Below are 14,052 nucleotides of genomic sequence, written 5' to 3'. Positions count from 1 at the left end.
CGAGTAGCGCAAAATTAAGTTTTTAATTTACATAACATACTCAAAACATTAAAAAGTAAAGCTTGAACGAACTTAAAATTACCTTAGAAACAGTAAACCCATTGATATTATGGGGCCCAAATAATGAATACTTTGAACTGATAAAGCGTTCATTTCCAAAACTAAAAATTGTCTCAAGAGGCGACGAACTTAAAGCCCTGGGAGACGAAAAAGAGCTTAAGAGATTTAACCAAAAAATTACAGCAATAATCAATCATTTAGATAAGTACCAGAATTTATCGACGGGGGATATTGAAAATATACTCGGAGAAGATGCTGTAATTACAAAAGAAGAGGCTACACAGAGCGGAAGAGGAGGATCGTCGGAAGTTATTGTTTATGGCCAGAATGGACTTTTGATAAAAGCAAGAACAGCTAACCAAAGAAGAATGGTGAGCAGTATTGTTGAAAACGATATCATGTTTGCGATAGGTCCTGCTGGTACCGGTAAAACCTATACTGCGGTTGCTTTAGCTGTACGGGCTTTAAAAAACAAAGAAGTAAAACGAATAATTTTAACCAGACCAGCTGTTGAAGCTGGAGAAAACCTTGGTTTTTTACCTGGAGATCTGAAAGAAAAGGTTGACCCATATTTAAGGCCGCTTTATGATGCTTTGGATGATATGCTTCCGGCAGAGCGTTTGAAAACGTACATAGAGAACAGGACGATCGAAATAGCTCCGTTGGCATTCATGAGAGGGCGAACTTTAGATAATTGTTTCGTTATCCTGGATGAAGCGCAGAATGCTACAGACATGCAATTGAAAATGTTTCTAACGCGTATGGGACCATCGGCCAAATTTATTGTAACCGGTGATGTTACCCAGATAGATCTGCCGAAAAAGCAACAGTCTGGATTATTCAATGGACTTAGAATATTGGAAGGTATTAAAGGAATCAGCATTATATATCTAAGTGGAGAAGATGTTGTGCGACATAAATTGGTTAAACGGATACTTGAAGCCTACGGAGATATACAGTAATTGTAGATTTAGTTGAGAGTGCGATACCTATTTAATGTATAAGGTTTTAAACTCATTACTCAATTCCTAATACTCACTACTAAAAAAAGAATGAAAGCAATAAAAGAAACAAACTTCAATTTTCCGGGACAGACCAGTTTTTATAAAGGAAAAGTTAGAGACGTTTATACCATTGATAATAAATATCTGGTAATGGTAGTTACAGATCGTATTTCCGCTTTCGATGTAGTTTTGCCCGAACCCATTCCGTTTAAGGGACAAGTTTTAAATCAAATAGCGGCTAAATTTCTTAACGCAACAAAGGATATAGTTCCCAACTGGGTCGTTACTGTGCCGGACGCAAACGTTACAATAGGAAGAATATGCGAACCGTTTAAAGTAGAGATGGTAATTAGGGGATATCTGGCAGGGCATGTTGCAAGAGAATATGCCGCAGGTAAGCGCGAATTATGTGGGGTAGCTTTACCCGAAGGACTTAAAGAAAATGATAAGCTTCCTGAACCCATTATAACCCCAACAACTAAAGCAGCTGTCGGACATGATGAAGATATTTCAAGAGAAGAAATCCTAAAAAGAGGTATTGTAACCGAAGCGGATTATATTCAATTAGAGAATTATACCAGAAAGCTTTATCAAAGAGGTACCGAGATTGCAGCTTCACAAGGGCTTATTCTGGTAGATACAAAATATGAATTTGGAAAAACAGAAGGAACTATATACCTGATTGACGAGATACATACACCAGATTCTTCACGTTATTTTTATAAAGAAGGATACGAGGAGCTACAGGCAAAAGGCGAACCTCAAAAACAGCTTTCCAAAGAATTTGTAAGAAGGTGGCTTATCGAAAATGGCTTTCAGGGAAAAGAAGGACAACAGGTTCCTGAAATGAATGCCGAAAGAGTAGAAGCAATCTCCGAAAGATATATAGAGCTATACGAGAAAATTACTGGCGAAAAATTTATAAAAGCTGGCACAGATAATGTTTATAAAAGAGTAGAAGAAAACATTATTTTTGCATTAAATAAACTGTAGCCTGCTATTTAAGTTTAATTTTGCAGCTGCAGTGTTTTAATATAAATTTAGTATTTTGCGGAAAATCCAAACCGTATGAAATTTTCTGTCGATAAACACGAAAAGTATGTTCTGATAAAACTGGAAGAACCCAAGTTGAATACTTTGGTATCTCCTCAGCTAAAATCGGAGTTGATTCTAACAAATACAGAAGGTCAAAGAAATATAATCTTGGATTTATCTGCTGTAAAATATGTAGATTCATCTGGTTTAAGCAGTATCCTGGTTGGACACAGATTGTGTAAAAACTCTGATGGGGTATTTATACTAACAGGTTTAAGCGATGCGGTGTCCAGGCTCTTATCAATTTCTCAATTAGATACCATCATAACCGCGGTGCCTAAGGTAGAAGAAGCCATAGATATAATTTTTATGGAAGAAATAGAGAAAGAGCTTAATCGCGAGCAATCTTAAATAGAATTTATCTTAATACGGAGAATATGAAGTTTGAGGTTACCATTTTGGGCAACAGCTCTGCTACGCCTATTTTCAGTAGAAACCCAACTTCACAAATCTTAAATATCAATGAGTCTCTACTCATGATTGATTGTGGGGAAGGAACCCAGCAGCAGATGTTGTTGTATGAAATCAAGTATAACCGGATAAGTGATATTTTTATTAGTCATTTACATGGGGATCATTTCTTCGGTTTAATCGGTTTAATATCTTCTATGAATCTGAATGGAAGAAGGAAACCCTTGAATCTGTTTGGCCCTCAGGGATTATTGGATATTATACAGATACAGCTTAAATATTCTGATACAAGACTGATATTCGACTTAAACTTTACAGCTTTAGATCCCAATAATACTGGATTAGTTTACGAAACAAGAGATTTTACTGTGGAGACTATTCCCTTAAATCATAGAATACCGTGTACGGGATTTATTGTTAGGGAGAAACAACGCCAAAGAAAAATATTAAAAGAGAAGGTAGAAAAGCTAAATATTCCACCCGAATATTATCCTTTGATAAAAAGAGGTATAGATTATACGGACAGTTCAGGGTATGTTTATAAAGCTTTCGACCTAACTACAGAAGCGGATGTCCCGAAAGCCTATGCTTATTGTTCTGATACCCTTCTTGATGAGCGCTATATCAATAAACTAACTAAGGTGGACACTTTATATCACGAAGCTACATTTCTTCATGATATGATAGATAGAGCTAAGGAAACCCATCATTCAACCGCCCTGGAAGCGGCGACGGTAGCGAAGAAAATTGGTGCGAAAAAACTTTTAATAGGGCATTTTTCTGCGAGATATAAAGATCTGGGAGCATTGTTGCAGGAAGCCAGAAGCGTATTTAGTAATACCCAAATAGCGAATCAGGGACAGGTATTTGAGATTTAATCACTTAGTAATTAATGCTTTATTTTTTATAATTTAGATTTCATCTCTACTTATCTCAAAATACAGTAGATTTGCGACTCTGTTTATAAAATAGAATTTATTGAATATTGTTAAATAAAAAGACATTTCATGATTATTACACCAAGAGTAAGAGGTTTTATTTGCCTCACTTCACACCCGGAAGGTTGTGATCGTAACGTTCTTAATCAGATTAATTATATAAAAGGTCTTGGACCAAATAACGGGCCTAAGAGAGTTCTGGTTATCGGGGCTTCTACAGGTTTCGGTCTGGCATCCAGAATAACGAGCGCATTCGGTTCTGGTGCATCTACAATCGGCGTGTTTTTTGAAAAGCCTTCTGCCGAAGGTAAACCTGCATCACCAGGTTGGTATAATTCTGCTGCTTTCGAGAAATATGCTCTGGAAGCAGGATTATATGCTAAAAGTATCAATGGAGATGCTTTCTCGAATGAGATAAAACAACAAACAATAGATTTAATCAAAAAAGATTTAGGTCAGATTGATTTGGTTATTTATAGCTTGGCGTCACCAAGAAGAACTCATCCGGTTACAGGTGTTACCTATAACTCTGTGTTAAAGCCTATTGGAACTACTTTTAGCAATAAAACAGTAGATTTTCATAGCGGAAATGTATCTACAGTAACAATTAATCCTGCAAATGAAGAAGAGATTGAGAATACAATCGCAGTTATGGGAGGAGAGGATTGGAAAATGTGGATTGATGCTATGAAAGAGGCTGGTGTCTTAGCTGATGGTGCCAAGACAGTCGCATATTCTTATATCGGTCCCAAATTAACAGAAGCCGTTTACAGAAAAGGTACAATTGGCCGTGCAAAAGATGATTTGGAAGCGACAGCGTTTACAATTGCCGATAGTCTAAAAGATATCCACGGTGAAGCTTATGTTTCTGTAAATAAAGCATTGGTTACACAGGCAAGTTCTGCAATTCCTGTAATTCCTTTATATATGTCTCTACTGTTTAAAGTGATGAAGGCAAAAGGAATCCATGAAGGATGTATAGAACAAATTGGCAGACTGTTTAAAGATAGGCTTTATAGTGATGGTCAGGTTCCTGTTGACGAAAAAGGCAGAATCAGAATAGATGATTGGGAAATGAGAGAAGATGTACAGGCTGAGGTTGCTAAGCTTTGGGACGAAGCAACTACAGAAAATCTTGCCGAGATAGGAGATTTGGAAGGCTATAGAGTAGATTTCTTTAATCTTTTCGGATTTGAACTTCCTGGAATAGATTATGATAAAGATGTAAATGAGATTGTAGAAATACCTAATTTACAATAATAGTATAGATGATTTAAAGGAAAGCGCCTGGTTGGCGCTTTTTTTATTTCACCTTAAAACGGTTACGAATCCTGGTTTAATGTTTTTTCTTCAATCGAGTAATTTGGCCTGGTTTTAGATATATAGTTAAGTATATTAATAACTTAACTAAAATCATCTAATTAACTATGGGAAACTTACTTTATTTAATCGCAATTATTCTAGTGATAATTTGGATTTTCGGAGCATTTGTAACACCTTTTGGTGGAGGATTGATTCACATTTTACTGGTTATTGCTATAATAGCCGTATTATTGAGGGTAATCCGAGGAGCATAACACAAATAGAAAAGCCTTCTTTTAAAGAAGGCTTTTCTATTTATTGTTGTTTCTTAATTCTTTAATTCTTAGCGTGATATAAACTAAACCATATCCAATAAATAACGAAGTACCTGCAATACTTAACTGAATAAGCAATTCGTAAATCCAAAATTCAGAACCTCTTCCTTTGATATATTCATAAGCCATTACAAGGGCAAACAAAACGATATAAGTGCCTACTATGGGGATATACCGCCATATTTCCATAGATTCTGTTTTTTTATACACTACAAATGAGTAGGCAATAAAGAAAGCAATCAGCAGATAAGGCTGTATACTTAAAAACAAAGCAGATTGGAAAATATGGTATGATAAATATATCAGAATACCCATTAAACCATTTGATAGATAAAAGCCAAAAGAAAGTTTGTTGTTATTTTTCATTAAGTTTAAGAAAAGATTCGGCAAATATAATGTCTTCAGGAAAAGTTATTTTTATATTAAACTGATCACCTTCTTCAATAAAAATGGAATAACCACTGGCTTCTACAACAGAGGCATCATCTGTAAAGTTGGTATTGTATTTGTTTAGATAAGCCTGTTTAAGTTGTTTATAATTAAATGTTTGTGGCGTTTGTATTAAGTAAACATTTTCTCTGGAAACAGATTGATTTCCGTTTTGATTTTGCAATCTTACAGAATCTCTTGAAGCTACAGCGGTTACCGCATTTCCATGTTTTTTTGCAGTTTCATAACTTCTGTCTATTGTACTTATTGATACCAGTGGGCGAACGGCATCATGTATAGCAACAATAGCACTTTCTTCCTGGCTTGCCAAATCATCCAGTATCGCTAAGCCATTTTTAACAGAAAAAAAACGTTCAGCCCCACCCGGGACAATTTTATGAGGAATAGAAAACTGATGTTTTTTAGTCAGTTCATGCCATAATTCAATATCAGATTCCGACAATACCAACACGATTTCAGGATGATAGGATGACTTATGGAATTTCTCTATAGTGTGCATAAGGATGGGCTTTCCGTTAAGCAATAGAAACTGCTTCGGAATAGAACTGTGCATTCTTTTTCCTGATCCTCCGGCAACTATTATAGCAAAGTATTGGTTGGGCATGCTCAAAAATAGGGAATTAGTATTAAAAAGAAAGCCTACTCAAAAATGGGTAGGCTTTAAGTTTTTTATCAATAAATTGATTATATAATCAACATAGCATCTCCGTAGCTATAAAATCTGTATTTTTCTTTTACTGCTACTTCGTAAGCATGCATTACATGTTCGTATCCTCCAAAAGCCGAAACCATCATCAATAAAGTTGATTCAGGAGTATGGAAATTAGTGATCATGCTGTTCGCGATACTGAAATCGTAAGGAGGGAAGATAAACTTGGAAGTCCAGTCGTTCATCGGTTTCAAAGTACGGCTTGCAGAAACTGCAGACTCTACAGCTCTCATTACTGTAGTTCCAACAGCACAGATTCTCCTTTTCTCTTCAATAGCTTTGTTCACAATATTGGCATCTTTTTCAGCAATGATGAATTGCTCAGAGTCCATTTTGTGTTTAGTCAAGTCTTCAACTTCCACTTGTCTGAAAGTACCCAAACCAACATGTAGCGTAACTTCAGCAAACTCAACACCTTTTAGCTCCAGTCTTTTCATCAGTTCTCTACTAAAGTGTAAACCTGCAGTAGGAGCAGCAACGGCACCTTCGTTTTTAGCGAAGATAGTTTGGTAGCGCTCTTTGTCTTCTGCCGTTGGCTTACGTTTGATGTATTTAGGAAGTGGAGTTTCACCTAAGATTTCGATGTTCTGGCGGAATTCTTCATCAGTTCCATCAAATAAGAATCTGATGGTTCTACCTCTGGAAGTAGTATTGTCAACAACTTCGGCAACTAATAAATCGTCATCGCCGAAATATAGTTTATTTCCGACTCTGATTTTTCTGGCAGGGTCTACTAAAACATCCCACAATCTCAATTCCTTATTTAATTCTCTTAATAAGAAAACTTCAATTGTAGCACCAGTTTTTTCCTTATTTCCGTATAAACGAGCAGGGAATACCTTAGTATTATTTAAAATCATCACGTCCTTGTCATCAAAATAACCAAGAACATCTTTGAATAGTTTATGCTCGATTTCTCCAGTATCTTTATGCAAAACCATTAAACGAGATTCGTCACGTGTTTCAGCAGGGTAATGTGCTATTAAAGAATCTGGTAAATGGAATTTAAACTGCGATAGTTTCATATGTTTTAAGACAAATATTTTGGAGTGCAAATTTACGAAATTATATTCACAAAACCTCAATTCATTGTAAATACAAAAAAACATCCATTATAAGGATAGAATTCTTAATTTACATTAGTTTAGATTTGGTGTAACAGAAACCCTTTTTTTATGTCTTAGGTTATATGGTGCTTTTTATTAAACTGCTAAAAGAAAGCTTAAGTTTTGCTTATGATGCCTTGCGACAAAATAAAACAAGGACATTTTTATCTCTATTGGGGATAACCATAGGCATTGTTACCATTATTTCGGTATTTGCTATGGTTGATACGTTTCGGGGGAAGCTTCAGGAAAGCGTAGATAAATTAGGTTCCAAAACAATATTTGTACAAAAATGGCCATGGGGAGGTTTTGGTGAATATCCCTGGTGGAAATATATGCAAAGGCCCGAAGCCAATCTGGATGAGGCGAATTTATTGAAAGAGAGGCTGGATGATGTAGACGGTATATCTTTCGAGTTGAATATTGCTAATAAAACCCTAAAGTACCAAAGTAATTCTATAGATGGCGCGAATGTTATAGCAGTTTCCCATGATGCCTATAAAACCTGGACTTTTGATTTTAGCGAGGGACGTTATTTTACCGAGACGGAATCAAAATCGGGAAGTGCCCTTGCGGTAATTGGTGCTTCTATTGCCAATGGCTTATTTCCTAATCAGCAAGCCATTGGGAAGACCATCAAATTAATGGGAAGAAATGTAATCGTAATAGGTGTTTTGGAAAAGGAGGGCGAAGATATGCTGGGAATGTCTTTTGATAATCATGTAGTGCTTCCTTTAAATTTTGCCCGTAACCTGATAGATATCAGAAGCGATCGGTATTCGCCCCAAATAACAGTTAGAGGAAAGGAAAATTTAAACATAGACCAGCTGGAAGATGAACTTCGGGGGACAATGAGGTCCATCCGGAAACTTAAACCCAGTCAGGAAGACGATTTCGCACTAAATAAAAGCACTATTCTTTCAGAGCAATTAGACCAGATGTTCATTATTATCAATATAGCTGGCTGGATAATAGGAGGGTTTTCCATATTAGTTGGCGGTTTTGGTATAGCCAACATCATGTTTGTTTCTGTTAAGGAACGAACCAATATTATTGGTATCCAGAAATCCCTGGGCGCAAGGAACTATTTTATTCTGATGCAGTTTTTATTCGAATCCATCGCCCTCTCTTTATTAGGAGGTATAATTGGACTTCTGTTTGTTTTTAGCATTACCCAAATAAGTACCCATCTTTTCGACTTCAAAGTTGTATTAAATGCCGGTAATATTATAAGAGGAATAAGTATATCTGTAATAATAGGTGTTATCTCTGGTTTCTGGCCTGCTTACACGGCTTCCAGATTAAATCCGGTAGATGCAATCAGGTCGAAATAGAATTTATACAAATTCGTTTTCAAATTCGGTTGGCGTCAGAATTTTTGCCGTTTTGAATGGATTATGCGCTAACAGGTCTTTATCTCCCGTTACCAAATAATCGGCTTTTGAAAAATCAACTAAGTCTAACAAAAAATTATCCTTAGGATCCCGGTTAATAAAATGAGTTGGTTTGATTTCAATATTTTCTGCAATAGCTACCAAAAGCTCAATTAATTCTTTAACACTATTTTTAGGAAAATATTTTTTCAGTTTTTCTCTGGATGTTACAGTTTTGAGTTCGGTTAATAATTGATCTGTTATGACAATAGTAATATTACTGTTTACAATATGTCGTTTGATCTTTGCTAACTTTTCACCAAGCTGATCCGAACAGTAGTGTCAAAGATTACTTTAACGCTTTTGTTTATCATATATCTCTTGTCTTACACGCTCTACTTCAGCATTTACTGTATCTAAATTAAGCTCTTCTGTTTTGAAAGTGCTTAATAACCGAGAAAGTTTAGAGTCTATGACTTCCTTTTCCAATTCTTTTGTTAGCCTAATCTTTTGTTGTTTAGGTAACTGTTTTACTATGGAAAGGATTTGATCAAATGTTATATCTATTTGCAGGGCTGTTTTCATTTCCAAATACAATTTCTTATTTCCAAACTGGATTTACGAAAAATATTATAAGTGGCATATACATTCTCTGATATTAAATATTCTAACCTTCGTTTTCCTCCAGTATTTTCTTAATATTAAGCAAACGTTCCCAGGGAGCAGAGAAGGTAGACTTGGAACCAAAGCGTTCCAGAACCATAATATCTGAATTGACAGCTTTTCGCACATCAGTCATAAATGTACACTCGTTATATTGTAAAGTCTGTGGAAGCTCTCTGTTCGCAAAATAAGCTTTAATTTCGGCTAATTCTTCTGGTGTCATAACACAAAAATAATATTAGTTATCGAATAAACTTAATTGTTGATTTTTAACAGGAGGTTTAGCGTCTCCAAAAACAGTCTTGCCTCCATATTTCCAGGCTTCATCCCGCTCTTTCTGAAGCAGTTGTTCGAAATTATTATTCGGCGTAAAATCCTTCTCAAATTTATAGGCCATACGACTTAAAGATTCTATAGCCGACTTTTTATCCGAGTTTCCCAGTTTTGATTGTGTAATAGCCTTTGTTAAAACATCAATAGTTTCATCATACACTTTGGTTAATACCGGAAACGGATGGCCATCTTTTCCGCCATGGGCAAAAGAAAACCGGGCAGGGTCCTGAAATCTGGTAGGCGTTCCATAAATTACTTCGCTTACCAAAGCAAGAGATTGTAAGGTTCTGGGGCCCAATCCTTCCAGGAGCAGCAGCTCATCAAAATCTTTAGGTTGCTTTTCATGCGCGAGCCACAACATGGCCCCTAATCTTTTTAAATCAACATCTTTTGATTTTACGTCATGATGTTTAGGCATTACCAAATGGCTTATTTCAGCCAAAAGATGATTCGGTTTTTCAGTTGTCATATTCATAACCGCAGTTTTTGCAGGCTTAGAGTCAACAGCTGTCATATCCAGAATCAATCCCTGATTAGTGCCACAAATGCCTGCATGGGGTTTTTCCGTAAAGGATTGAAAATCTTTAGAATGCCAGTGATAGCGTCTTGCACTGGAATTTGTATCATGCATACCTTGTTGAACAACAGTCCATTCTCCGGTATTGCTTACAATAAAAGAATGCAGGTAAAGCTGATGTCCGTCTTGTATGGCTGTATTATCAACTTTGGCTACCAATTTGGAAGATCTTATAAGTTCTGATGAATTTAACCCGTTTTTTTCGCCATAAACTAACAGTTCATGCGGGGTATTTCTCGAAAATTTACCCTTTCCTCCGCAAAAGTAAATCCCAAGTTCTTTAGAAAGTGGGTTTATGGCACTTTTTAATGCGCCTAAAACCGAAGTTGTTATACCTGAGGAATGCCAATCCATACCTAAAACACATCCCAAACTCTGAAACCAAAACGGGTCGCTCATACGTTTCAGATATTCGTCCTTACCAAAATCAGTAATAATAGCTTCGGTTATCGCCAGGCCAAGTTTAGCCATGCGTTCCGCCAGCCATTTAGGTACATGGCCGTAGTGTAAAGGTAAATCTGCAATTCCTGATCTTTTCATGGAAAGAGTGTTAATTGTTGGCCTACTATATTGTCTGCTGGCTTTTCGTGAAAAAAGTGAGAGACCGAAACACCCAATAGCCTGATTCTTTTTTCTTCGCGATCTACATGCTCAAGCAGGGAAGAAGCATGCTCAAAAATAATGTCGAAACTATTGGTGTAAAAATCAAGCGTTGTACTCCTGGTTATCTGTGTAAAATCAGAGAATTTCACCTTTAAGGTCATTGTTTTTCCTTTAAACTCTTTATCATTCAAACGTCGCGAAACCCGCTCAGAGAGCTTTTGCAGTTCTTCATTTAATATCTCTATATCATCAATATCATTTTCGAAGGTATCTTCAGCTCCAACAGATTTGCTTATTCTATTGGGTTTAACACTCCGATTATCAATTCCTCTTACAATTTCGTAAAAGAATTTACCCGATTTCCCGAACTGCTTTGTCAAATCATTCTGCTTCCACTTTTTTAAATCCGCCCCATTAAATATGCCCAGTTTTTTCATCTTGGCAGCAGTAACTTTACCAACACCAAAGAATTTCTCTATAGGAAGTGCTTCAATAAAAGGAACAATTTTAGATGGGCCTATAAAAGTCAGTCCGTCAGGTTTCTGAAAGTCAGAGGCAATTTTAGCAATAAATTTACTGGTTGAAATACCGGCCGAAGCTGTCAAATCCAGTTCATCTTTAATTTCCTGCTTTATCTTTTTGGCAATATCAATAGCCGAGCCGATGTTCTGCTTATCGTCGGTAACATCCAAATAGGCTTCATCCAAAGAAAGGGGTTCTATAATATCCGTATATCTGTAAAAGATAGACCGGATATGTGAGGATACTTCCTTATAAACGTCAAATCTTGGTCTTGTAAAGATCAGATGAGGGCACAGCTTAATCGCTGTTCGGGAAGACATGGCTGATCGGACACCGTATTTTCTGGCTTCGTAACTGCAGGTGGCTACTACGCCCCGGCCGTCAGGAGAACCTCCAACTGCAATTGCTTTGCCTCTTAATTCAGGAAAATCACGCTGCTCTACAGAAGCATAAAATGCGTCCATATCAATATGTATGATTTTCCTGAGAGAGTTGTTCTCTTGCGCTTCCAAAATTTCCTTTCAAAAATCCGGAAGTAAAAATACTAAAAAAATTAGTTTTTATTTCAGTTTAAGTTCGAAATCGTCTGCGTCCTTCAAAAACGGAAAGTATTTTCTCGCCTTTAGCAAATCCTCATAATTAATGCTGAAAGTATAAAGATCTTCATCTTCCGGCTTGTAATAAACCGTTTCGCCCAAAGGATTAATACACATCGAATGTCCGCTGTGGTAAACCTGATTTCCGTCATGTCCAACCCTGTTGACACCAATAACAAAAGATTGGTTTTCAATGGCTCTGGCCTGAATCAGGCTGCGCCAATGCGAAGAGCGGCTGTCTGGCCAGCTGGCAACCAAAAGCAATAAGTCATATTCCGGATTCTTATTCCGTAAGAAAACCGGAAACCTCAGGTCGTAACATATAGCCAGGCGTATTTTCCAGCCATTTAACTCAACTGTTTTTTGCTCGTTACCACTGGTGAAAGTTTTATCCTCGTGGGCAAAGCCAAAAAGATGTCTCTTATTATAGATCTCGAAATTCCCGTCAGGTTTCATCCAAACCAATCGGTTGTAAAAATTTCCGTCCTCTTTTATAATAAGACTTCCGGTAACCACTGCTTTATGTTTTGCTGCAATTCTTTTCATCCAGTTAACCGTTTTGCCATTCATATCTTCAGCAAGTTCTGCCGCATTCATGGTAAAACCGGTATTAAACATCTCCGGAAGAACAATTAAATCGGTTTTTTCTCTTAAACCAGATAGTTTAAGTTCCAGGTTTTGGAGATTCTTTTCTATGTTTTCCCAAAAGAGATAAGCCTGAAATGTCGAGATCTTCAGTGGATTCATAGTAATACTTTAAAGTTTTATTAATCTTTCAACGGCTTTTTCCAAAGTTTCTTGTTTTTTGGCAAAGCAAAAACGTAAACTTCTGTAATCTGTCGTCTTACTATAGAAGGCCGAATTAGGGATCGAGGCCACCTGATTTTCCTTAACCAGCTTAATTGCGAAGTCAATATCCTTCAAGTTAGTGATGTTTTCATACGTCACATTTTGGAAATAAGAGCCATCACAGGGCAGCAATGTGAATTTTGTTTCCGACATTAATTTTCTGAAGTAATCACGCTTCTCCTGAAAAAATTTCGGCAATTCAGAAAAGATATCATTTTTACTTAAATATTCAGCGAAAGCGTATTGCATAGGCGCGTTTACAGAGAAAACCTGGAACTGATGGATTTTTCTGAACTCTTTCATTAAAAGTTCCGGAGCACAACAATAGCCAACTTTCCAGCCTGTAGCATGAAAAAGCTTTCCGAAGCTTGCAGTAATAAAAGTTCTTTCCTTCAGTTCGGGGTATTTACATAAGCTTTTATGCTCATTCTCGTCGTATATCAAATGTTCGTACACTTCATCACTTAATATCAGGATATCTGTGTTCTTCGTGATATTAATTAATTCTTTAATATCCGTATCATTTAAAATTCTGCCCGTTGGGTTATGCGGAGAATTGATGATAATCATTTTTGTATTCACAGAAATCAACTTTTTTACCACATCCCAGTTTATCTCAAAATGTGGCGGAGCCATTTCATACGGCTTTACCAGACCACCAAAGGCTTTTACCGTAGGAGCGTAAGAATCGTATGCAGGCTCGAAGATGATCACTTCATCATTTTGTCTGATAATGGATGCAATAGCCGTAAAAATGGCTTGTGTACCACCAGCAGTAATGGTTATTTCAGTTTCCGGATCGTAAACAGACTGATGCGCGGAGGCTATCTTATTTGATATAATCCTGTTCAATTCGGGCACACCAGCCATAGGAGCATACTGATTATGTCCCGCTTCCATTTTTTTACTAATTAACTTCACCAATTCAGGGTCGCAATCAAAATCAGGAAAACCCTGAGAAAGATTAATAGCGTTATACTCCCTTGCAAGAGCACTCATTTCTGTAAAAATGGTTGTTTTAGTGTTCGGTAGTTTTGAAATAATGTTAATCACTGTTCTCTGTCTAATAAAAAACAAAGTAATTAATATTTTTAATAGCGTACAATTCTATCTTAGATTTGATTTA

Annotated in this window: 17 protein-coding genes; 7 read left to right on the top strand and 10 right to left on the bottom strand. The window is 36.6% G+C overall.

Annotated elements, in window-relative coordinates; translation table 11 throughout:
* Window positions 1–62: 62 nt before the first annotated feature.
* From PEDSA_RS05670 to PEDSA_RS20115, 6 genes are all read left to right on the top strand, one after another.
* A complete protein-coding gene (locus PEDSA_RS05670; protein ID WP_013632202.1) occupies window positions 63–1,022 on the top strand; it encodes a PhoH family protein in 960 nt (319 codons plus the stop codon).
* A gap of 90 nt (window positions 1,023–1,112) precedes the next feature.
* Window positions 1,113–2,057 carry a phosphoribosylaminoimidazolesuccinocarboxamide synthase gene (locus PEDSA_RS05665; protein WP_013632201.1) on the top strand — a complete coding sequence of 315 codons (945 nt, stop codon included), beginning with the start codon at window positions 1,113–1,115 and terminating at the stop codon, window positions 2,055–2,057.
* 75 nt (window positions 2,058–2,132) lie between these two features.
* The gene (locus PEDSA_RS05660; protein ID WP_013632200.1) at window positions 2,133–2,510 is read left to right on the top strand and encodes an STAS domain-containing protein; all 378 of its coding nucleotides are present in this window, start codon (window positions 2,133–2,135) and stop codon (window positions 2,508–2,510) included.
* A 26-nt stretch (window positions 2,511–2,536) separates the two neighbouring features.
* Entirely contained in the window at window positions 2,537–3,448 is a 912-nt protein-coding gene (locus PEDSA_RS05655) for a ribonuclease Z (protein ID WP_013632199.1), read from the top strand.
* Between the two features lie 129 nt (window positions 3,449–3,577).
* Entirely contained in the window at window positions 3,578–4,768 is a 1,191-nt protein-coding gene (gene fabV, locus PEDSA_RS05650) for an enoyl-ACP reductase FabV (protein ID WP_013632198.1), read from the top strand.
* Window positions 4,769–4,935: 167 nt separating this feature from the next.
* Window positions 4,936–5,085, top strand: coding sequence for a lmo0937 family membrane protein (locus PEDSA_RS20115; protein WP_013632197.1), 150 nt, complete (start codon window positions 4,936–4,938; stop codon window positions 5,083–5,085).
* 36 nt (window positions 5,086–5,121) lie between these two features.
* Here the strand turns inward: PEDSA_RS20115 and PEDSA_RS05645 are convergent, their stop codons facing one another.
* The 3 genes from PEDSA_RS05645 to queA all read right to left on the bottom strand — a co-directional run bounded on the left by PEDSA_RS05645 (window position 5,122) and on the right by queA (window position 7,329).
* On the bottom strand, window positions 5,122–5,511 hold the full coding sequence (locus PEDSA_RS05645; protein ID WP_013632196.1) for a hypothetical protein: 390 nt from the start codon (window positions 5,509–5,511) through the stop codon (window positions 5,122–5,124).
* Window positions 5,501–6,199 (bottom strand): 2-C-methyl-D-erythritol 4-phosphate cytidylyltransferase, encoded by a 699-nt coding sequence (locus tag PEDSA_RS05640; protein WP_013632195.1) that lies wholly within the window; start codon window positions 6,197–6,199, stop codon window positions 5,501–5,503. Before PEDSA_RS05640 ends, PEDSA_RS05645 begins: the two co-directional genes overlap by 11 nt.
* Before the next feature lie 80 nt (window positions 6,200–6,279).
* Window positions 6,280–7,329: a tRNA preQ1(34) S-adenosylmethionine ribosyltransferase-isomerase QueA gene (gene queA / locus PEDSA_RS05635; protein ID WP_013632194.1), complete on the bottom strand. Its 1,050-nt coding sequence runs from the start codon at window positions 7,327–7,329 to the stop codon at window positions 6,280–6,282.
* A gap of 164 nt (window positions 7,330–7,493) precedes the next feature.
* On the opposite strand from queA, the gene PEDSA_RS05630 reads away from it, so the two are divergent.
* The gene (locus tag PEDSA_RS05630) at window positions 7,494–8,744 is read left to right on the top strand and encodes an ABC transporter permease (RefSeq protein ID WP_013632193.1); all 1,251 of its coding nucleotides are present in this window, start codon (window positions 7,494–7,496) and stop codon (window positions 8,742–8,744) included.
* A 3-nt stretch (window positions 8,745–8,747) separates the two neighbouring features.
* On the opposite strand, the gene PEDSA_RS19805 is transcribed toward PEDSA_RS05630, so the two are convergent.
* From PEDSA_RS19805 to PEDSA_RS05595, 7 genes are all read right to left on the bottom strand, one after another.
* Complete coding sequence (locus PEDSA_RS19805) at window positions 8,748–9,047, bottom strand: putative toxin-antitoxin system toxin component, PIN family (RefSeq protein ID WP_245546872.1); 300 nt, start codon at window positions 9,045–9,047, stop codon at window positions 8,748–8,750.
* A gap of 90 nt (window positions 9,048–9,137) precedes the next feature.
* A complete protein-coding gene (vap15, locus tag PEDSA_RS05620) occupies window positions 9,138–9,368 on the bottom strand; it encodes a type II toxin-antitoxin system VapB15 family antitoxin (protein ID WP_013632192.1) in 231 nt (76 codons plus the stop codon).
* Window positions 9,369–9,450: 82 nt separating this feature from the next.
* A complete protein-coding gene (locus tag PEDSA_RS05615; RefSeq protein ID WP_013632191.1) occupies window positions 9,451–9,669 on the bottom strand; it encodes a DUF6965 family protein in 219 nt (72 codons plus the stop codon).
* A gap of 15 nt (window positions 9,670–9,684) precedes the next feature.
* Entirely contained in the window at window positions 9,685–10,896 is a 1,212-nt protein-coding gene (locus PEDSA_RS05610) for a DUF763 domain-containing protein (RefSeq protein ID WP_013632190.1), read from the bottom strand.
* Window positions 10,893–11,945, bottom strand: coding sequence for a DNA polymerase IV (dinB, locus tag PEDSA_RS05605; protein ID WP_245546840.1), 1,053 nt, complete (start codon window positions 11,943–11,945; stop codon window positions 10,893–10,895). The genes PEDSA_RS05610 and dinB overlap by 4 nt, the downstream gene beginning before the upstream one ends.
* Window positions 11,946–12,041: 96 nt before the next feature.
* A complete protein-coding gene (locus PEDSA_RS05600) occupies window positions 12,042–12,824 on the bottom strand; it encodes a nitrilase family protein (RefSeq protein WP_013632188.1) in 783 nt (260 codons plus the stop codon).
* Window positions 12,825–12,833: 9 nt separating this feature from the next.
* The gene (locus tag PEDSA_RS05595) at window positions 12,834–13,925 is read right to left on the bottom strand and encodes a methionine aminotransferase (protein ID WP_245546837.1); all 1,092 of its coding nucleotides are present in this window, start codon (window positions 13,923–13,925) and stop codon (window positions 12,834–12,836) included.
* Between the last annotated feature and the right edge of the window lie 127 nt (window positions 13,926–14,052).

Source organism: Pseudopedobacter saltans DSM 12145 (assembly GCF_000190735.1).
GTDB classification, from domain to species: Bacteria; Bacteroidota; Bacteroidia; order Sphingobacteriales; family Sphingobacteriaceae; genus Pseudopedobacter; species Pseudopedobacter saltans.
This window is presented reverse-complemented; position numbering and strand designations above follow the sequence as displayed.